This window comes from Paracoccus ferrooxidans (assembly GCF_029909815.1).
Taxonomy (GTDB): Bacteria; Pseudomonadota; Alphaproteobacteria; order Rhodobacterales; family Rhodobacteraceae; genus Paracoccus; species Paracoccus versutus.
The window spans coordinates 2,101,946-2,121,563 of sequence record NZ_CP038198.1; the positions used below are offsets into that span (position 1 = coordinate 2,101,946).

At 68.0% G+C, this 19,618-nt stretch carries 13 protein-coding genes and 1 pseudogene; 10 read left to right on the forward strand and 4 right to left on the reverse strand.

What is annotated here, in order from left to right:
• Nucleotides 1–70 precede the first annotated feature (70 nt).
• Nucleotides 71–1,471: a UDP-N-acetylmuramoyl-L-alanine--D-glutamate ligase gene (gene murD / locus E3U26_RS10560; RefSeq protein WP_243783627.1), complete on the forward strand. Its 1,401-nt coding sequence runs from the start codon at nt 71–73 to the stop codon at nt 1,469–1,471.
• 138 nt (nt 1,472–1,609) lie between these two features.
• Here the strand turns inward: murD and E3U26_RS10565 are convergent, their stop codons facing one another.
• Nucleotides 1,610–2,758 (reverse strand): OmpP1/FadL family transporter, encoded by a 1,149-nt coding sequence (locus E3U26_RS10565; protein ID WP_036750186.1) that lies wholly within the window; start codon nt 2,756–2,758, stop codon nt 1,610–1,612.
• Nucleotides 2,759–2,926: 168 nt separating this feature from the next.
• On the opposite strand from E3U26_RS10565, the gene E3U26_RS10570 reads away from it, so the two are divergent.
• From E3U26_RS10570 to E3U26_RS10590, 5 genes are all read left to right on the forward strand, one after another.
• Nucleotides 2,927–3,898: a TDT family transporter gene (locus tag E3U26_RS10570; RefSeq protein ID WP_499104795.1), complete on the forward strand. Its 972-nt coding sequence runs from the start codon at nt 2,927–2,929 to the stop codon at nt 3,896–3,898.
• A 69-nt stretch (nt 3,899–3,967) separates the two neighbouring features.
• Nucleotides 3,968–5,416, forward strand: coding sequence for an IMP dehydrogenase (guaB, locus tag E3U26_RS10575; RefSeq protein WP_036750180.1), 1,449 nt, complete (start codon nt 3,968–3,970; stop codon nt 5,414–5,416).
• A 96-nt stretch (nt 5,417–5,512) separates the two neighbouring features.
• Nucleotides 5,513–6,319 (forward strand): lysozyme family protein, encoded by an 807-nt coding sequence (locus E3U26_RS10580; protein ID WP_449044586.1) that lies wholly within the window; start codon nt 5,513–5,515, stop codon nt 6,317–6,319.
• Nucleotides 6,320–6,385: 66 nt separating this feature from the next.
• On the forward strand, nt 6,386–7,537 hold the full coding sequence (locus E3U26_RS10585; protein WP_499104796.1) for an RsmB/NOP family class I SAM-dependent RNA methyltransferase: 1,152 nt from the start codon (nt 6,386–6,388) through the stop codon (nt 7,535–7,537).
• A gap of 57 nt (nt 7,538–7,594) precedes the next feature.
• On the forward strand, nt 7,595–9,637 hold the full coding sequence (locus E3U26_RS10590) for a PAS domain-containing hybrid sensor histidine kinase/response regulator (protein ID WP_499104797.1): 2,043 nt from the start codon (nt 7,595–7,597) through the stop codon (nt 9,635–9,637).
• 21 nt (nt 9,638–9,658) lie between these two features.
• Here the strand turns inward: E3U26_RS10590 and E3U26_RS10595 are convergent, their stop codons facing one another.
• Nucleotides 9,659–10,243, reverse strand: a complete 585-nt coding sequence (locus E3U26_RS10595) for a hypothetical protein (protein WP_036750169.1) — start codon at nt 10,241–10,243, stop codon at nt 9,659–9,661.
• Nucleotides 10,244–10,483: 240 nt separating this feature from the next.
• Between E3U26_RS10595 and recA the strand changes: the two genes are divergently transcribed.
• The 4 genes and pseudogenes from recA to E3U26_RS10615 all read left to right on the forward strand — a co-directional run bounded on the left by recA (nt 10,484) and on the right by E3U26_RS10615 (nt 16,331).
• Nucleotides 10,484–11,554, forward strand: a complete 1,071-nt coding sequence (gene recA, locus E3U26_RS10600; protein ID WP_036750166.1) for a recombinase RecA — start codon at nt 10,484–10,486, stop codon at nt 11,552–11,554.
• Between the two features lie 227 nt (nt 11,555–11,781).
• A complete protein-coding gene (gene alaS, locus E3U26_RS10605; RefSeq protein WP_499104799.1) occupies nt 11,782–14,439 on the forward strand; it encodes an alanine--tRNA ligase in 2,658 nt (885 codons plus the stop codon).
• On the forward strand, nt 14,436–14,726 hold the full coding sequence (locus tag E3U26_RS10610) for a DUF1330 domain-containing protein (protein ID WP_243783635.1): 291 nt from the start codon (nt 14,436–14,438) through the stop codon (nt 14,724–14,726). The genes alaS and E3U26_RS10610 overlap by 4 nt, the downstream gene beginning before the upstream one ends.
• Nucleotides 14,727–15,671: 945 nt before the next feature.
• A pseudogene (locus tag E3U26_RS10615) lies at nt 15,672–16,331 on the forward strand (transposase).
• A gap of 59 nt (nt 16,332–16,390) precedes the next feature.
• Here the strand turns inward: E3U26_RS10615 and glmS are convergent.
• Both glmS and glmU read right to left on the reverse strand, forming a co-directional pair.
• Nucleotides 16,391–18,208 carry a glutamine--fructose-6-phosphate transaminase (isomerizing) gene (glmS, locus tag E3U26_RS10620; RefSeq protein WP_243783636.1) on the reverse strand — a complete coding sequence of 606 codons (1,818 nt, stop codon included), beginning with the start codon at nt 18,206–18,208 and terminating at the stop codon, nt 16,391–16,393.
• A 1-nt stretch (nt 18,209) separates the two neighbouring features.
• A complete protein-coding gene (gene glmU, locus E3U26_RS10625) occupies nt 18,210–19,550 on the reverse strand; it encodes a bifunctional N-acetylglucosamine-1-phosphate uridyltransferase/glucosamine-1-phosphate acetyltransferase (protein WP_499104800.1) in 1,341 nt (446 codons plus the stop codon).
• Nucleotides 19,551–19,618 lie beyond the last annotated feature (68 nt).

Below are 19,618 nucleotides of genomic sequence, written 5' to 3' on the forward strand. Positions count from 1 at the left end.
CGTTTTGCAAATACTCTCGGGGGGTCCGGGGGGCGAAGCGCCCCCGGCCTGCAACAGCGAAGGAAACAGCATGATCCCGGTCCAGGGCGTCCAGAACCAGACCATCGCCGTGCTCGGCCTCGGCCGCTCGGGCCGCGCCACCGCCGCCGCGCTCGCCGCGGGCGGCGCTCGGGTCGTGGTCTGGGACGACGGGCTGGACACCCGCGAACAGGCGGCGGCCGGCGGCATGATCGTCCTCGACCTGACCCGCGACGCCAACTGGGACGGCATCTCGGCGCTGATCACCAGCCCCGGCATCCCGCATCTCTACCCCAAGCCGCACCCGGTCATCGCCAGGGCCTATGCGCTCGGCGTGCCGGTCGACAACGACGTCGGCCTGTTCTTCCGCAGCTTCGCCACGGCGGAATGGGAACGGTTCGACACCACCCCGCGGGTGATCGCCGTGACTGGCTCGAACGGCAAATCCACCACCACCGCGCTGATCCACCATATCCTGAAGGAAGCCGGCCGCCCGACCCAGATCGGCGGCAATATCGGCACCGGCGTGCTGTCGCTGGAACCCGCCCATGACGGCGAGGTGGTGGTGCTGGAACTCTCCAGCTACCAGACCGACCTGGCCCGCGCCCTGACCCCGGATGTCGCCGTCTTCACCAATCTTTCGCCCGACCATCTCGACCGCCACGGCGGCCTGGGCGGCTATTTCGCCGCCAAGCGCCGGCTTTTCGCCGAGGGCGGGCCGGACCGCGCCGTGATCGGCGTCGACGAGCCCGAGGGCTGCTATCTTGCCGGCCAGCTTGCCATGGCCCCTTCGGACGACCGGGTGATCCGCATCTCCTCGGGGCAGAAGCTCGACCATTTCGGCTGGTCGGTCTTTGCCCGCAAGGGCTTCCTTTCGGAATACCGCAAGGGCCGCCAGGCCGGTTCGATCGACCTGCGCGAGGTCAAGGGGCTGCCGGGCGAGCACAACCACCAGAACGCCTGCGCCGCCTATGCCGCGACCCGCGCCGTCGGCATCGCCCCGCGCGAGATCGAGCGCGCCTTCCACAGCTTCCAGGGCCTGCCGCATCGCAGCCAGACCGTGGCCGAGATCGGCGGCGTGGCCTGGGTCAACGACAGCAAGGCCACCAATGTCGATGCCGCCGCCAAGGCGCTGGCCGCCTTCCCGCGCATCCGCTGGATCGCCGGCGGCATGGGCAAGGACGGCGGCATCGAGGCGCTGGCCCCCTTCCTCGGCAATGTCACCAAGGCCTATCTGATCGGCCATTCCGCGCGCGACTTCGCGCTCCAGATCGGCCAGACCCCGCATGAGATCGCCGAGACCATGGAGCAGGCCGTCGCCCGCGCCGCGGCCGAGGCCCAGCCGGGCGAGACCGTCCTGCTTGCCCCCGCCGCCGCCAGCTTCGACCAATACCCGAATTTTGAAAAGCGCGGCGAGCATTTCACCGCCTTGGTCCAGGCCTTGCGCGGCTGATCTTCTCCTCGATCTTCTCTGTTCTGCAAATACTCATGCGACGGCGCCCGCCGGCGATGTTCCATGGGTATTTAAGCAACGAAGAAGCTGTGAAAATGGCCCCGGCGCGAGCCGGGGCCTTCAAGCTTTCGCCAATCTTCAGAAGGAATAGCCGATGCGGACTCCGATGCCCCAGGCGTCGCCGTCATCCATCCTGGCGACCTCGCGCTTGTTGCCGCTGGGCCCGACGCCAAGGGTTGCGTCGCCCAGCTTGGTATAGTTGATGCCGGTGGTGATCTTGATGTTGTCCATGGTATAGACCGCCGCCAGCGTCACGCCCTTGCGGCCGTTGACCGGGGCCAACGGCGACACGGTGTCGCCTTCGCTCGGCTCATACAGGAACGAGATCGACCCCGACCAGTTCTCGGTGAACTTGCGGCCGACCCCGATCGTGTAGGTGGTCGTGTCCTCGACCTCGACCAGCGGCACGTCGCCCAGCGGGGTGGGCCGCGGGAAAACCAGGTTCTCCACCTTGAACTCGGACCACTTCACCCAGCGGATCGAGCCGAAGAGCAACGTGTCGGCAGCAATTCCCGTCTGGCCCTCCAGCGTCCAGCTGCGCGGAGTCTTCACTTCATAATCGTCGGCCGCGATTTCGGTGCCGCTGAACCCCTCGTGCATCTTGAAGTCGTGGGTGATCGGCGAATTGTAGGTCAGCGAGACCCGCGCGGCGATCTCTGGCATCTCATAAGCCACCCCCGCGACCCAGCCCATGCCCCAGGCGCCGTCCAGGTCGAGATCATATCCGCTTACGCCTGCCGGCGGGGCGCCGCCATATCCCGTGCCGCGCAGCCGAACCTTACCGTCGGCGTGCGAACCGCGAATGCCGCCATGCACCGAAAAGTTGTTGTCGAACTTGTAGCGCAGCAGCGCGGTGTAGGTGGTCGAATTGACCTCGACCGCCGTGCCGTCCAGCACATCCATCAACGGCGATGGAGCGGCGAGCATGGGATAGCGCACATCCGCGCCGAAGGGCTGCTCGACGATGATCGCGCCGGACAGGTTGTCGGTGAACTGGTGCTTGTAGGCGAGACCGAAGAAGCCGTAGCCCTGCGCCACGTCACCCGTCCCGAAGCCCGCGGCATCCGTGCCCTGCACGTCCGGGTTCACCCCGCCGAAGCTCAGTTCGGCGTAGTTTCCCTGCTCGAACAGCGGTGCCAGCGATTGCGGCGCGCGCTCGATCCCGCCGGCCAGAACGGGCGCGGCGCTTGCCAGCAGGGCGCCGATGCCGGTGACGATCCTTTTCATGGTTTTCCTCCCTAGCCAGGTTCGTGACGAACCCCTTGGTTCAACCTGCGGCAGCCTGCCCGCTTGCGTCAATCGCCGGCGCCCGGTAACGCGGCGTTCTGACGCATCCGGCCGCTCTGGCGTGGCCTGCCGGCAACGCTATGACATGAAGGATCAAGGAGGTCCGTCATGCGCTTTGCCCCACCCCGGCTCAACCCGCCCGGCCTCTGGCGCCGGGTTCCGCCCGCCATCTTTCCGCCGCTGCTGGGCGCGCTGGGGCTTGCCCTGGCCTGGCGCGCGGCGACGGCGCGCTTCGGCCTGCCGCCGGGGCTTTCGGGGATGATGGTGGGCATGGTCGTCGCGGCCTGGGGCTTTGCGGTCCTGGCCTATGGCAGCAAGCTGCTTCGCCGCCCCGCCGTGCTGGTCGAGGAATTGCGCGTCCTGCCCGGCCGCGCCGGCATCGCGGCGGCGCTGGTCGGCATCTATGTCGCGGCGCAGCTGCTTGCCCCCTTTGCGCCGGCCCTGGCCCAGGGGGTGCTGGTCGCCGGCATGGCGGCGCATCTGGCCTTCTGGGCGGTGGCGATCCCGGTCATGGCCCGCACGCCGGGGCAGGGGCGGGTGACGCCGGTCTGGCAGCTGACCTTCGTCGGGCCCATCGTCGCCGCGCAGGCGGCCGCCGGCTTCGGCTGGACGGCGCTGGCCCAGGCGCTGTGGTGGCCGATGGCGGCCATGGCGGGCTTCGTCTGGGCCGCCAGCCTGTATCAGGCCCTGACCGAGCGGCTGCCGGCGCCCTTGCGCCCGCTGCTGATGATCCACCTGGCCCCCATCGCCATGCTGGGCAATGTCGCCGCCGCGCTTGGCTGGCAGCAGGTGGCGCTGGGGCTGGCCTGGGCGGCGGCCGCGGCGCTGGTCCTGGCCGCCCTGCGCCTGCGCTGGCTGGTCGAGGCGGGGTTCTCGCCGCTCTGGGGCGCCTTCACCTTCCCGCTGGCGGCGACGGCGGGGCTGTGGACCGCGGTCTCGGGCCTTGCGCCGGGCTGGGCGCTGCCGGCGCAGATCCTGCTGGTGACGGCAAGCCTGGTGGTGCTGCCGATCCTGTTCCGGGTCTGGCGCGCCTGGGCCAGCGGCGGGCTGGCCATGAAAACCAACGCGGCCATCGCCTGACGGTCTGGACATTCCCGCCGACGCGTGAAATGGGAAACTGCCAAACGAACCCCTGACAAGGATGCTCCCATGCAGATTCGTGAGGCTTTGACCTTCGACGATGTTCTCCTCGTTCCTGCGGCGTCCTCGGTGATGCCCTCGACCGCCGACGTGACGACCTATGTCACCAAGCAGATCCGCATGAACATCCCGCTGCTGTCCAGCGCCATGGATACCGTCACCGAAAGCCGCATGGCCATCGCCATGGCCCAGGCCGGCGGCATCGGCGTGATCCACCGCAACCTGACCGCCGAGCAGCAGGCCGACGAGGTCCGCCGGGTGAAGCGTTTCGAATCGGGCATCGTCTACGACCCGATCACCCTGACCCCCGACCAGACCATCGCCGATGCCAAGGCCCTGCAGGAGCGCTACAACGTCACCGGCTTTCCGGTGGTGGACGCGGCCGGGCGCGTGGTCGGCATCATCACCAACCGCGACATGCGCTTTGCCAACAGCGACGACATGCCCGTGCGGGCGGTGATGACCTCGGGCAACCTCGCCATCCTGCGCGAGCCGGCCGACCGAGCCGAGGCCATCGACCTGATGAAGGCCCGCCGCATCGAGAAGCTGCTGATCACCAATGCCGAAGGCAAGCTGACCGGCCTGCTGACGCTGAAGGATACCGAGAAATCGGTGCTGAACCCCCTGGCCTGCAAGGACGAGCTGGGCCGGCTGCGCGTCGCCGCCGCCTCGACCGTCGGCGACGAGGGCTATGAGCGCAGCCTGGCGCTGGTCGAGGCCGGGGTGGACCTGGTGGTGATCGACACCGCGCATGGCCATTCCGAAGGCGTGGCGCGCGCCGTTTCCCGCATCAAGGCGCATTCGAACGCGGTGCAGGTCATCGCCGGCAACGTGGCGACGGCCGATGCCGCGCGGGCGCTGGTCGATGCCGGGGCGGATGCGATCAAGGTCGGCATCGGGCCGGGCTCGATCTGCACCACGCGCATCGTCGCGGGCGTGGGCGTGCCGCAGCTGACGGCCATCATGGATGCGGCGCGCGGCGCGGGCGAGGTGCCGGTGATCGCGGATGGCGGCATCAAGTTCTCGGGCGATTTCGCCAAGGCCATCGCGGCGGGGGCGTCCTGCGCCATGGTCGGCTCGGCCATCGCCGGCACCGACGAAAGCCCCGGCGAGGTGATCCTGTACCAGGGCCGCAGCTTCAAGTCCTATCGCGGCATGGGCTCGCTGGGCGCCATGGCCCGCGGCTCGGCCGACCGCTATTTCCAGAAGGACGCGGCCAGCGACAAGCTGGTGCCCGAGGGGATCGAGGGGCAGGTGCCCTACAAGGGTTCGGCCGCCGCGGTGATCCATCAGCTGGTCGGCGGCCTGCGCGCCGCCATGGGCTATACCGGCAACGCCACCGTGGCCGAGATGCGCGGCGGCTGCCAGTTCGTGCGCATCACCGGCGCCGGGTTGAAGGAAAGCCACGTCCACGACGTGCAGATCACCCGCGAAAGCCCGAACTACCGGCTGGGCTGATCCGGCCTGCGGCGGGGCCGGCCAAGGGCCCCGCTTACCGAATCTTAACCGCCCCGCGCTAGAGACGGCCAGAGAGTCCTTGTCTGTGGCCGTTTCATGTTCCGTCTTGTTGCAATTCTATATGTTCTGGCGCTGGTCCTGGCGCCCATCCGCGCGCTGGCGCTGCCCTCGGCCGAGGTGTGCGAATGGGCCGCGCAGCAGGCCGCGGCGGAGAGCGGGGTTCCCGCCGACATCCTGGGCGCGCTGACGCTGACCGAGACCGGGCGCCGCCTGGACGGGCTGGTGCGCCCCTGGGCCTGGAGCGCCAATGCCGAGGGCGAGGGCACCTGGTTCGACGATCCCGCCAGCGCCGTCGCCTTTGCCCAGGATCGTCTGGCGCAGGGGCGCACCAATCTCGACATCGGCTGCTTCCAGCTGAACTATCGCTGGCACGGCGCGCATTTCTCGTCGGTGGCGCAGATGTTCGATCCGCTGGAAAACGCCCGCTATGCCGCCCGCTTCCTGCGCCAGCTGCATGACGAGACGGGCGATTGGCGGCAGGCGGCGGGGGCGTTCCATTCCCGCACCCCGGTCCATGCGCAGCGCTACCTGGCCCGTTTCGACACGCTGCTTCAGATGCTGCGCGAACGGGGATTTTCGGGCATGGCGGATTCGCCCGAGACCTATAACAGCTTCGCCGCGATCGGCACCGCCCGTCGCAGCCGGGTGCGCGAGCGGGTGATGCTGCTTGGCGCGCCCCTTGGCAGCGATGTGACGGGGCGGCCCGGCTCGTTGGCGGTGCTGGCCGCGGGACGTTCGCCCCTGGCGGCGGGGGGTGGGCCGATGATCGCGATCCGCCTGGCCGGGGCCGATGACGAAGGCGCCTTGCTCTGGCAGCCGGGGGCGGTGGCCCGGCGGGATTGACAAAGCCTCGCCGGCACCTTTTCTGGACCCCATCCGCCACCTGCCGCGCCTGGGACGCTGCCTGACATGACGCCCGCCGCCCGTGCCGCCGCGGCCATCGCCATCCTCGACCGCATCCTTGACGGGCAGGCCGCCGAAGCGGCGCTGATCCGCTGGGCGCGCGCCAGCCGCTTTGCCGGCTCGGGCGACCGCGCCGCGGTGCGGGATCTGGTCTTCGACGCCCTGCGCCGGCTGCGGTCGCGCGCCGCCCTGGGCGGGGCGCTGTCCGGGCGCGGGCTGCTGCTTGGCATGTGCCGCGACGAGGGGCTGGACCCGGACGCGCTTTTCACCGGCGAAGGCCACGGGCCGCCGCTGCTTTCGGATGCCGAGCGGGTGGCGGGGCACGCGCCCACGCCGGACGAGGCACTGGACCTGCCCGACTGGCTGCTGCCGCTGTGGCGCAAGGCGCTTGGCCCGGATGCCGAGCCCGTGGCGCTGGCCATGCGCGAGCGTGCGCCGGTCTGGCTGCGGGTCAACCTGCGCCGCGCCGATCCCGCCCGAGCCGTCGCCGCGCTGGCCGGGGAGGGCATCGCGGCCGTGCCCCATCCCGACCTGCCGACGGCGCTGCGCATCACCGAGGGCGCCCGGCGCCTGGCCGCCAGCCGCGCCTATCGCGAAGGGCTGGTCGAGTTGCAGGATCTGTCGCCGCAGATGGCCTGCGCGGCCCTGCCGGCGCGGGGCGGCCTGCTGGATTTCTGCGCCGGCGGCGGCGGCAAGGCGCTGGCGCTGGCGGCGCGGGGCGCAAGCCCGGTCGTCGCGCATGACATCGACGCGGCGCGCATGGCCGACCTGCCCGCGCGCGCCGAACGGGCGGGGGTGCGCATCCGTCTGGCGGCGCCCGGCCAGGTGGCGGGCCGCTTCGACACGGTCGTCGCGGACGTGCCCTGTTCGGGCAGCGGAACCTGGCGGCGCAGCCCGGATGCCAAATGGCGCCTGACCCGCGACGATCTGGATCGGCTTGCAAGCCGGCAGGCCCTGATCCTGGAGCAGGCGGCGGGCTTCGTCGCCGAAGGCGGGCACCTGGCCTATATGACCTGCTCGGTCCTGGCCGTTGAAAACGACGAGCAGGTGCAGGGCTTCCTGGCGCGCGATCCCCGGTTCGAGCAGATCCTGGCGCGGCATTTTTCCCCGCTTTCGGCCTCGGACGGCTTTTATCTGGCGCTGATGCGCCGCCGTTAACCCTCTGTTAACACGCATGCGCTATGCAGCGGAAAAATGCGGGTTGCGAGGGGCTGGATGAATTCGGAACGGGCGGAATCCCTGCGTGCGGCGCAAATCCTGCTGCCTTTCCTGACGCTGCCTGCGGTGGTCGGGGCGCTTTGGCTGGCCTTGCAGCCCCAGCATGCCGCGGGGGGCGCGACCTTCCTGGCGGTGGGGGCGGCCGTGACCGCCTGGTATCTGCTGGGGGGCGCGCTCTCGGTCCGCCATCTCTGGCGCGGGCTGGCGGTGCGGCGTGACCTGAACCAGGTGCTGCCGGCCGTCCTGGACCATGACCTGCCGGCCTTTGCCGTCGGGCCTGACGGCCTGGTCCTGGTGCAGAACCAGGTGGGGCTGGACAGGATCGGCGACCTGGTCGGCCGGCATGTGCAGGATGCGCTGGGCCGGCGCCATGCCGATCCGAAGACGCTTTGGAGCGACCTTGGCCTTGGGCTGGCGCGCAGTGGCAAGGTGCGCGCTGATCTGGGCGATGCCGGCGAATATCTGGTGACGCGGCGGGCCGGCTCGGCCATCCAGCTGTGGCAGGCGGCCGCGCCCGAGCGCCCGGCACCGCCCCCCGCCCCGCCGCCGCGGGCGGATGCGGACGATTTCGACCTGCTTCCCGTCTCGCTGCTGATCCTCGATCCGACCGCCAATATCGTTCGCGCCAATGCCGCCGCCTGCGCCTTACTGGGCGGGCCGGTGCTGGGCCAGAACCTGGCGACGCTGCTGGACGGACTGGGGCGGGAACTGGCGGGCTGGATCTCGGATGTCAGCGCCGGCCGCACGGTCGGCGGCAGCGAGGTGCTGCATGTCAGGGCCGAGGGCCCGGACCGTTTCGTGCAGCTGTCGCTGACCCGCGGCCGGGACGAACATGTGACCGCCGTGCTTTCCGATGCCAGCGCGCTCAAGACGCTCGAGGCGCAATTCGTGCAAAGCCAGAAGATGCAGGCCATCGGCCAGCTTGCCGGCGGCATTGCCCATGATTTCAACAACCTGTTGACCGCGATCACCGGGCATTGCGACCTGCTGATGCTGCGCCACGACAAGGCCGATCCCGATTATGCCGACCTGGACCAGATCAGCCAGAACGCCAACCGGGCGGCGGCGCTGGTCCGGCAGTTGCTGGCGTTTTCGCGCAAGCAGACGCTCAAGCCGCAGATCATGGACCTGCGCGACACGCTTTCGGAGCTGACGCATCTGCTCAACCGGCTGGTGGGCGAGCGGATCGTGCTGACCTTCGACCATGATCCGGCCCTGCGGATGATCCATGCCGACCGCCGCCAGCTGGAGCAGGTGATCATGAACCTGGTGGTGAATGCCCGCGATGCCATGCCCGAGGGCGGCGATATCGCCATCTGCACCGACAATCTCCGGCTGGAGGCCAGGACCGAATTCGGCCGCGCCACCCTGCCGGCCGGGGACTATGTCCGCGTCCAGGTCTGCGACCAGGGCTGCGGCATCGCCGCCGACGACCTGGCCAAGATCTTCGAGCCCTTCTTCACCACCAAGCGCACCGGCGAGGGGACGGGGCTTGGCCTGTCCACCGCCTATGGCATCGTGAAGCAGACCGGCGGCTATATCTTCTGCGACAGCACGCCGGGCGAGGGCAGCTGCTTTTCCCTGTTCTTCCCGGCCCATGACCGCGGCAACCCCGAAGAGGTGCAGGCCCCGGCCCCCTCCGGGCCGATTCGCGCGCGCCGCGACGTCGAGGCGACGGTCCTGCTGGTCGAGGACGAGGCGCCGGTGCGGGCCTTTGCCAGCCGGGCGCTCAAGTTGCAGGGCTTTGACGTGCTCGAGGCCGCCTGTGCCGAAGATGCCTTGTCGCTGCTGGCCGACCGGCGGCTTGTAGTCGACGTCTTCGTGACCGACGTGGTGATGCCCGGCATGGACGGGCCGGCCTGGGTGCGCACCGCGCTGCGCGACCGGCCCGGCACGAAGGTCATCTTCATGTCGGGCTATGCCGAGGACATCTTTTCCGAGGGACGGCCACCGGTGCCGGGTGCGGCCTTCCTAGCAAAGCCGTTCTCGCTTTCGGACCTGACCGCGCTGGTGGCGCGACAATTGGAGGGCGGTGGCTAGACCCCCTCGGGTGCGGGTGGATCAAAGCGTATCGTAAAGCGCGAAATCCCGCGCCATGACCTTGCGCAGCAGGGATTCCTGCTGGGCATTCAGGCTGACATCGACCGCCGGAGGCACGTTGACGCGGGGCAGGCTGATCGCGCAATCCAGCCGATCCTCGAGGAAATGGGTGAAGGCCTCCATATCCTCGTAGCGAAAGATGCGATCGATGCGATCCGCTTCCGCGGTCAGGAAATCCGCCTGGGCGCCGACGCGGGCGATGTCGGGGCCCGCGGGATCGGCATAGGCCTGCGCGAAATCCGCGAAGTTGAGGCCGATCATGGCATGGTTCGGGTCTTCGCCGTCGTCGCGCAGGCGAAAGCGATACCAGCTGCGCAGCCATCCGATCGGTTCGCGCATCAGGGCGATGGTGGTGAATTTCTCGCCGGTGACGGAATGCAGCCAGGGCTCGATATGGCGGCGATAGGTGCGCAGATCGGCGTGCTTCAGCTCGGCCGGGCGCTGGACGGCGACATTGGCGAGGGGCTCGAGCGCGGTCTCGACCGCGGTGGATCCTGCTTTCGGCGTGGCCAGGAAAACCAGCCGTCTTTCCCAGAATATCAGCATTTCCTGCAAACTTTCAGCCATTGCGGCATGGCGCGGGATAGCCATTCGCCCTGGGAGTGTAAACCGTTTCTTAATCCTTTTGCGGCATCCTGGCCCAGGAAGAAGAGAGATCTTCCGATTCGCGAAGCAGGACTTGCATTTCCGCGCAATGATGCGCAAATAGGAACATCCCGTGAACAAAAGGGCGGGCGGGCGCTGATTGCCCCGGATGGCGGGGTGTGAAATAAGCATGAGGACCGCATGGCAGGGGCAACACTTTTCGACATGAACGACAAGCGATCCGCAGACAAGCAGAAGGCGCTGGACAGCGCGCTGGCCCAGATCGAACGGCAGTTCGGCAAGGGCTCGATCATGAAGCTGGGCGCCGACAACCCGGTGGCCGAGATTGAGGCCACTTCGACCGGCTCGCTGGGGCTCGACATCGCGCTGGGGATCGGCGGCCTGCCCAAGGGCCGGATCATCGAGATCTTCGGGCCGGAAAGCTCGGGCAAGACCACGCTGACGCTGCATGTCGTGGCCGAGGAGCAGAAGAAGGGCGGCGTCTGCGCCTTCGTCGATGCCGAACACGCGCTGGACCCACAATACGCCAAAAGGCTGGGCGTCAACCTGGACGAGCTGCTGATCAGCCAGCCCGACACGGGCGAGCAGGCGCTGGAGATCGTCGATACGCTGGTGCGCTCGGGCGCGGTCAGCCTGGTCGTGGTCGATTCGGTGGCGGCGCTGACGCCGAAATCCGAGATCGAGGGCGACATGGGCGACATGCAGATGGGCAGCCAGGCCCGGCTGATGAGCCAGGCGATGCGCAAGCTGACCGCCAGCATCGGGCGGTCGAACTGCATGGTGATCTTCATCAACCAGATTCGCATGAAGATCGGGGTGATGTTCGGTAGCCCCGAGACGACCACCGGCGGCAATGCGCTGAAGTTCTATGCCTCGGTGCGCCTGGACATCCGCCGCACGGGCTCGATCAAGGACCGGGACGAGGTGACCGGCAATGCCACCCGGGTCAAGGTGGTGAAGAACAAGGTCGCGCCCCCCTTCCGCGAGGTCGAATTCGACATCATGTATGGCGAGGGCATCTCGAAGGTTGGCGAGTTGATCGACCTGGGCGTCAAGGCCGGCGTGGTCGAGAAATCGGGATCCTGGTATTCTTATGGCGACGAGCGCATCGGCCAGGGTCGTGAAAATGCCAAGCAGTTCCTGCGCGACCATCCCGACATGGCCTATGCGATCGAGGACAAGATCCGCGCCAGCCATGGGCTGGACTTCGGCGTCAAGGATGACGGCGACGAGGTGATGGCCGAAGACTGACCCCCCGATCGGGTCGGTGTCCGAGACGAGGCACGGGGGCTTTGCCCCCACGCTTCCTGCGCCCCTGGATGGGGCGCAGGAAGCGTTCCCCCAGGATATTTGCACAAGGAAGAAACTGCCGTCGGCGCCAGGCCATGCAGGATTGCTGGACAGCCGCCATGGCTGGGGCTAGACCGGGCGGCACACCGGTTCTGGCCGGAAAGACCGCTTTGCGATGAAGGCCTGATATGCCCAGCTTGAATGACATCCGCTCGACCTTTCTGAACTATTTCGAACGCAACGGCCACAGGGTCGTCGAGTCGAGTCCCCTGGTGCCGCGAAACGACCCGACCCTGATGTTCACCAACTCGGGCATGGTGCAGTTCAAGAACCTGTTCACCGGGGTCGAGACCCGCGACTACAAGCGCGCCACCACCGCGCAGAAATGCGTGCGCGCCGGCGGCAAGCACAACGACCTCGACAATGTCGGCTATACCGCGCGCCACCATACCTTCTTCGAGATGCTGGGGAATTTCAGCTTCGGCGATTATTTCAAGGAAGGCGCGATTCCCTTTGCCTGGGAGTTGCTGACCAAGGATTTCGGCATTCCCAGGGACAAGCTGCTGGTCACGGTCTATCACACCGATGACGAGGCGGCGGACATCTGGAAGAAGGTCGCGGGGCTTTCCGACGACCGCATCATCCGCATCCCCACCAGCGACAATTTCTGGCAGATGGGCCCGACCGGCCCCTGCGGCCCCTGCACCGAGATCTTCTATGACCATGGCGAGCAGATCTGGGGCGGCCCGCCCGGCTCGGCCGAGGAAGACGGCGACCGCTTCATCGAGATCTGGAACCTCGTCTTCATGCAGAACGAGCAGTTCGAGGACGGCTCGATGCGGGCGCTGGACATGCAGTCCATCGACACCGGCATGGGGCTGGAGCGGATCGGTGCGCTCTTGCAGGGCAAGCATGACAATTACGACACCGATCTGATGCGCAGCCTGATCGAGGCCAGTGCGCATGCGACCAGCGCCGACCCGGATGGCCCCGGCAAGGTGCATCACCGCGTCATCGCCGACCATCTGCGCTCGACCAGCTTCCTGATCGCCGACGGGGTCATGCCCTCGAACGAGGGGCGCGGCTATGTGCTGCGCCGCATCATGCGCCGCGCCATGCGTCACGCCCATATGCTGGGCGCCAAGGATCCGGTGATGCACCGCCTGGTCCCGGCGCTGGTGCGCGAGATGGGCGCCGCCTATCCAGAGCTTGGCCGCGCGCAGGCGCTGATCGAGGAGACGCTGAAGCTGGAGGAGACCCGCTTCAAGCAGACGCTGGACCGCGGCTTGCGGCTGCTGGACGACGAGTTGGCGAAGCTGCCCGAGGGGGCGAACCTGCCGGGCGAGGCGGCCTTCAAGCTTTACGATACCTATGGCTTCCCGCTGGACCTGACCCAGGACGCGTTGCGCGAAAAGGGCCGCGCGGTCGACACGGCCGGCTTCGATTCGGCGATGGCCGAGCAGAAGGCCAAGGCCCGCGCCGCCTGGGCCGGCTCGGGCGAGACCAAGGACGCCACGATCTGGTTCGACATCGCCGAAGAACATGGCGCGACCGAGTTCCTGGGCTATGACACCGAGATCAGCGAAGGCCAGATCCTGGCACTGGTGCAGGACGGTGCCGCCGTCGAGGAGGCGGGCGAGGGCCAGGCGGTGCAGATCGTGGTGAACCAGACGCCCTTCTATGCCGAATCCGGCGGCCAGGTCGGCGATACCGGGCTGATCAAGACCGAGACCGGCGCCGCGCGCGTGACCGACACGAAAAAGACCGGCGGCGTCTTCATCCATATCGCCGAGGTGACGCTGGGCACGATCCAGCGCGGCCAGGGCGCGCAGCTTTCCGTCGACCACGACCGCCGCAGCGCCATTCGCGCCAACCACTCGGCCACGCATCTGCTGCACGAGGCGCTGCGCCGCGCCCTGGGCGAACATGTCGCGCAGCGCGGCAGCCTGAACGCGCCCGACCGGCTGCGTTTCGACTTCAGCCATGCCAAGGCGATGACGCCCGAGGAACTGGTGCGGGTCGAGCGCGAAGTGAACGACTTCATCCGCCAGAACAGCCCGGTCGAGACCCGGATCATGACCCCGGACGACGCCCGCGCCCTGGGGGCACAGGCGCTGTTCGGCGAGAAATATGGCGACGAGGTGCGCGTGGTCTCGATGGGTGATCTGCCGGGCTCGGGCAAGGGCACCGGCGGCCAGACCTATTCGCTGGAGCTTTGCGGCGGCACGCATGTCGCGCGCACCGGCGACATCGGCATGTTCGCGCTGACCTCGGAAACCGCATCCGCCGCCGGCATCCGTCGCATCGAGGCGCTGACCGGCCAGGCGGCGATGGACGAGTTGCGCCGCGTGGATGGCGAACTCAATGAAATCGCCGGCATCCTCAAGGCGCAGACCGGCGACGTGGTGAACAAGGTTCGCGCCCTGGCTGATGAGCGCAAGGCGCTGGCCAACGAGGTTGCGCAGCTCAAGCGCCAACTGGCCATGGGCGGCGGCTCCGAGGACAAGCCGCGCGAGATCAACGGCGTCAAGCTGATCGCCCGCCGCGTCGAGGGGGTAAGCGGCAAGGAGCTTGGCCCGTTGGTCGACGAGATGAAGTCGCGGCTTGGTTCGGGCGCAGTGGTGGTGCTGGCCGAGGCGGACGGCAAGGCGACGGTGGCGGCCGGCGTGACCCCTGACCTGACCGGCCGGATCAACGCCGTCGAACTGGTGCAGGCCGCGACGGCTGCGCTTGGCGGCAAGGGCGGCGGCGGCCGGCCCGACCGCGCCCAGGGCGGGGCGCCCAGCCTTGCCGCTGCCGACAGCGCGATCGCCGCCGTCGAAACCCTGATCGGAGAGAAAGCATGACCGCACTGTGGATCGCCCATGTCAACGTGACCGACCCCGAGGCCTATGGCGAGTATGCCCGGCTGGCGGGTCCGGCGATTGCCGCGCATGGCGGGGTCTTTCTTGCCCGCGGCTCGCGCTATGTGCAGCTTGAAGGCAAGGACCGTGCCCGGAACGTGGTGGCGCGCTTTCCCAGCGTCGAGGATGCGGTGGCCTGCTATCGTTCGGCCGAGTATCAGGCGGCGCTGGACCACGCCCGAGAGGCGGCCGAGCGCGATCTTGTCATCATCGAGGAAAACCCGGCTTAGCCGGTTTAGTCACCGCATTTGGTGGATCGGATCACCGATGAATCCATGTGGGTCCGACCTCCAGGGGTTGCCGATGCATTCGCACGGCGTGAGGACGCTCAGCGCCATCTTCACGCCCTGACAGTTGCGAAACCCCGCGGCTTCGATCCCGCCTTCGACCGCGGCTAGTTGCAACATGCCGCTGCGTCGGTCCTATGCGGGCAGATAGACGCGCGATGTGATCAGCCCCCGCCTTGATAGAGCCTCGATATGGAGTTCGGTCACGACCCTATAGGGTGCCGTTGAACTCCGCCAAGCCGTGGCAGCTACCCTTTAAAGGGTGCCCGCCTGTCTGATGCTGGACGCAGGCAGGCATTTCGCGCCGCGGGTTTCGATCTTCTCGATTGGCATGCAGGAGATCCCCTGCGCAGCACCGGGGGGCGCAAAGTCGGCAAGCGCCAGGCCGATGCCGAACGGCAGGGTCGGAAGCATACGGCTTGGGCGTCACCCGTGGCACAGCGTCCGGGGATCTCTTTCATGAGATCCCGTCGTGCCCTCTGGGCCCTCACGTTGCCGCCAGGTGACGCATGCCCTTTCGGGCGCTCGGAGGGCATGGGCCATGGCACACCGGTCCTGGCCTTGGCCTGCCAACGAGAATGTTCCCAGCGTTCATCTGTGCCAGCTGGTCGGGCAGGGCGAGCAGCCTCGCACATGCCACGCACTACTGGCCGCGAGGCGAACTTGCTGGCCTCCGCGGCGTTGAGGGGTGCTTTTTGCATCGGCTGCGGCGTCCATCTGCGCGAGTTGATAGAAACCCGGCGTATTGCCGGCAACGGCCGTATTCTCGAAAGAGCTGCGCATTTTCGCGCTATCTGCGGCGATCCCCGCGGATGCGTTGCCGCTAGGGTCAGGACCCATTGATTTTGCCGTTTTCTCGTGATTCAGCCTCGTTAAGGAGACTCATCGATGAGCAATCTTTTCTGGCTGACGGATGCGCAGATGGCGCGGCTACGGCCGTTCTTTCCAAAGAGCCATGGCAGGCCATGTGTGGATGACCCAAGTGTTGTCAGCGGCATAATATTCATCAATCACAATGGATTATGTTGGCGGAACGCACCGAAGGAATACGGACCGCCGACTTGAGGGAAACGGTGACCCCAGTGGGGCCGCGTAAGTTCCCGAAAGGCTCTACAATCGCTGGAAGCGATGGGGCGACATGTGCGGCAGCCCCGCTCATCGAACAGGAGCAGGTCGTAACGCGCGGGATCGAAGAAGCGCCTCTGATCGGGATTGCCCCTGCCGCCCGGCCCGCCATGCAGGAAAACCGCCGTACGCGCGCCTGGGGTGCCGCACAACACACCGGGCAGCTACCTCTCGTGCCGAATCGGTTCTCCTGCCGGGGCGTATCACGCGCTCCCGCTTAAGATGCCTGCCAAAAAAAACTTTCGGGAAAGGTGCATTTCGGGGAGCTTTGCATCGGTTACGCGCTACAAACGCCGCAACCGCATCAAGATCATGTTCGGTCGCCTGAAAGACTGGCGCAGGGTCGCCATCCGATACGACGGATCTCCAAAGGTATTTCTCTCAGCCATCGCCCTCGCTGCAACCGTCATCTTCTGGCTATGACAGATCAATGGGTCCTGACCTAAAAGTAACTTCCCATATGCCCCGACTGCCGACCCGCCCTATTCCACCGTCACCGATTTCGCCAGGTTGCGGGGCTGATCTACGTCGGTGCCCTTCGCCACCGCGGTATGATAGGCCAGATATTGCATCGGCACCGCGTAAAGGATGGGCTGGAACAGCCCGCCGCCCGCGGGCATCGCCAGCCCGGCCCGCATGCCATGGCCGCCGGTCTCCAGCCCCTCGGCATCCGAGATCAGCAGCACCTGCCCGTGGCGCGCCATCACCTCCTGCATGTTCGAGACGGTCTTTTCGAACAGGGCGTCGCGCGGTGCCAGCACCACCACCGGCACGTTGCGGTCGACCAGCGCGATCGGGCCGTGCTTCAGCTCGCCCGAGGCATAGCCCTCGGCATGGATATAGCTGAGTTCCTTGAGCTTCAGCGCCCCCTCCAGCGCCACCGGGTAAAGCGCGCCGCGGCCCAGATACAGCACGTCCTGCGCCTCGCTGAGCCAGCCGGCCAGGCGGCGGCATTCGTCGCTGACCGCCAGCGCCTGGTTCAGCAGCCCCGGCAGCGCGCGCAGGTCCGCCAGATGCGCGGCCAGCTCGGCCTCCGAGATGCGGCCGCGATCCCGCGCCGCCTTCAAGGCCAGCACCGCCAGCACCGCAAGCTGGCAGGTGAAGGCCTTGGACGAGGCGACGCCGACCTCGATCCCGGCCAGCGTCGGCAGGGCGATGTCGGCATCGCGCGCGATGGCCGAGGTGCCCACGTTCACCACCCCCACCGTGCGCGCCACCTTGTCGCGGGCGTAATGCAGCGCGGCCAGGGTGTCCGCCGTCTCGCCCGACTGGCTGACGAAGAGCGCCCAGCTTTTCGGCGAAAGCGGCGGCTCACGATAGCGGAACTCGGAGGCCACGTCGAGGTCGCAGGGCAGGCCGGCCAGCCCCTCGAACCAGTAGCGGGCGACATGGGCGGCATAGAAGGCGGTGCCGCAGCCGACCAGCACCAGCCGGTCCACGTCGCGGAAATCCAGCGCCTCGGGCAGCACGATCCGGTCACCCTTGATGTAGTGGTTCAGCGCGTCGCCCAGCACCACCGGCTGCTCGGCGATCTCCTTGGCCATGAAATGCCGGTAGCCGGCCTTGTCGATCTGGGTCGCGCCCACGTCGATCTGCTGGATCTCGCGATTGGCGGGGCGGCCTTCGGCGTCGAAGATCTCGGCCCCCGCGCGGCGGATGATGGCGTGGTCGCCGTCTTCCAGATAGGTGATGCGGTCGGTGAAGGGCGCCAGCGCCACCGCGTCCGAGCCAAGGAACATCTCGCCCGTGCCATGGCCCACTGCCAGCGGGCTGCCCTTGCGGGCGGCGATCATCAGGTCGGGCTCGCCCTCGAACAGGAAGGCCAGCGCAAAGGCGCCGTGCAGGCGCGCCAGCGTGGCCCGCGCCGCCTCGACGGGCGCAAGGCCCTGGTCCATGTGCCAGGCGGTCAGCAGCGCCACGGTCTCGGTATCGGTCTGCGATTCCGGCTGCATCCCCAGCCGCGTGACCTCGTCGCGCAGCTCGCGGAAGTTCTCGATGATGCCGTTATGGACCACGGCGACCGGGCCGCGGCGATGGGGATGGGCGTTGGCCTCGGTCGCGGCGCCATGGGTGGCCCAGCGGGTATGGCCGATGCCGGCATGCCCGGTCAGCGGCTCATGCACCAGCCGGTCGGACAGGTTCACCAGCTTGCCTACGGCGCGGCGGCGGTCCAGCCGCCCCGAGGCGTCCACGGTCGCCACGCCGGCGCTGTCATAGCCGCGGTATTCCAGCCGTTTCAGCGCCTCGACCAGTTGGGGCGAAACCTCGTGATCGCCCAGGATTCCGATGATGCCGCACATGTCAGTTCCCCTTTTTCTGGCGCAAGGCCTGCATCAGCCGCGTGGCGAGGCCCGGCTTCACCACCTGCTTGGCGCGTCCCAGCGCCAGCGCGTCGTCCGGCACGTCCTGGGTGATGACCGAGCCCGAGCCGGTCATCGCCCGCGCCCCCACCCGGACCGGAGCCACCAGCATGGTGTCCGAGCCGATGAAGGCATGGGCGCCGATCTCGGTCCGATGCTTGCCGACGCCGTCGTAATTGCAAGTCACGGTGCCGGCGCCGATATTCGTCGCCTCGCCGACATGGGCATCGCCCAGATAGGTCAGGTGGCCGACCTTGACGCCTTCGTCCAGCACCGAATTCTTGATCTCGACGAAATTGCCGACATGCACGTCGCCGCCCAGTTCCGCGCCGGGGCGCAGCCGGGCAAAGGGGCCGACCGTGGCGCCGGCGCTGACATGGCAGCCCTCCAGGTGGCAGAAGGGCAGGATCTCGGCGCCGCTTTCCACGGTCACGCCGGGGCCGAAGACCACGTTCTGCCCGATCACCGCGTCGCGGCCGATGCAGGTGTCCAGCGCGAACCAGACCGTCGCGGGGTCGCTCAGCGTCACGCCGTCCTCCAGCGCCTGGGCGCGGGCGCGGGCCTGGAAGGCGGCCTCGGCCTGCGCCAGTTCGGCGCGGGTGTTGATGCCCAGCGTCTCGGCTTCGTCGCAGGTCACGACCTCGACCCGGTGGCCGGCGGCGCGGGCCAGTCCGGGGATGTCGGTCAGGTAATATTCGCCCGCCGCATTGCGGTTGCCGATCCGGGGCAGGAATTCGCGCAGCAAGGCCGCATCCGCCGCCAGCACGCCGGAATTGACCAGGCGGATCGCCCGCGTCGCCTCGTCGGCATCCTTGTATTCGACGATCCGCTCCAGCCCCTCGGGGCCGGTGACGAGGCGGCCGTAGCGGCCGGGGTCGGCAGCCTCGAAGCCCAGCACCACCACATCGGCGGGATGGGCGGCAAGGCTTGCCAGCGTTTCCTGCCCGATGAAGGGGGTGTCGCCGTAAAGCACGATCACCCGGCCCTCGAAGCCCTCCAGCGCCGGCAGGGCCTGGCTGACGGCATGGGCGGTGCCCAGCTGTTCCTGCTGCAGGGCGATCTGCGCCTCGGGGTCGAGCTTGGCCACGGCCTTGGCCACCGCCTCGGCGCCATGGCCGGCGACGACGACCACCGCCTCGGGTTCCAGCGTCCGGCCGGCGGCAAGCGCATGGGCGACCAGCGGCAGGCCGCCCAGCCGGTGCAGCACCTTGGGCAGGTCCGACTGCATGCGGCTGCCCTGTCCGGCGGCCAGCACGATCAGCGCGACGGGTTTCTCGGTCATCTCTGCCCTCTTGCCTGTTCCTTATCCTTGCCGGGCGTTCTACCTAGAGGGCGGCAGCCGGGAAAGAC

Coding starts and splice junctions, on each gene's coding strand:
- recA (WP_036750166.1), top strand. CDS start 10,484: ATGGCAGGGGCAACACTTTTCGACATGAACGACAAGCGATCCGCAGAC.
- E3U26_RS10590 (WP_499104797.1), top strand. CDS start 7,595: ATGAATTCGGAACGGGCGGAATCCCTGCGTGCGGCGCAAATCCTGCTG.
- E3U26_RS10595 (WP_036750169.1), bottom strand. CDS start 10,243: ATGCTGATATTCTGGGAAAGACGGCTGGTTTTCCTGGCCACGCCGAAA.
- alaS (WP_499104799.1), top strand. CDS start 11,782: ATGCCCAGCTTGAATGACATCCGCTCGACCTTTCTGAACTATTTCGAA.
- guaB (WP_036750180.1), top strand. CDS start 3,968: ATGCAGATTCGTGAGGCTTTGACCTTCGACGATGTTCTCCTCGTTCCT.
- E3U26_RS10610 (WP_243783635.1), top strand. CDS start 14,436: ATGACCGCACTGTGGATCGCCCATGTCAACGTGACCGACCCCGAGGCC.
- E3U26_RS10580 (WP_449044586.1), top strand. CDS start 5,513: ATGTTCCGTCTTGTTGCAATTCTATATGTTCTGGCGCTGGTCCTGGCG.
- murD (WP_243783627.1), top strand. CDS start 71: ATGATCCCGGTCCAGGGCGTCCAGAACCAGACCATCGCCGTGCTCGGC.
- E3U26_RS10585 (WP_499104796.1), top strand. CDS start 6,386: ATGACGCCCGCCGCCCGTGCCGCCGCGGCCATCGCCATCCTCGACCGC.
- glmU (WP_499104800.1), bottom strand. CDS start 19,550: ATGACCGAGAAACCCGTCGCGCTGATCGTGCTGGCCGCCGGACAGGGC.
- E3U26_RS10565 (WP_036750186.1), bottom strand. CDS start 2,758: ATGAAAAGGATCGTCACCGGCATCGGCGCCCTGCTGGCAAGCGCCGCG.
- E3U26_RS10570 (WP_499104795.1), top strand. CDS start 2,927: ATGCGCTTTGCCCCACCCCGGCTCAACCCGCCCGGCCTCTGGCGCCGG.
- glmS (WP_243783636.1), bottom strand. CDS start 18,208: ATGTGCGGCATCATCGGAATCCTGGGCGATCACGAGGTTTCGCCCCAA.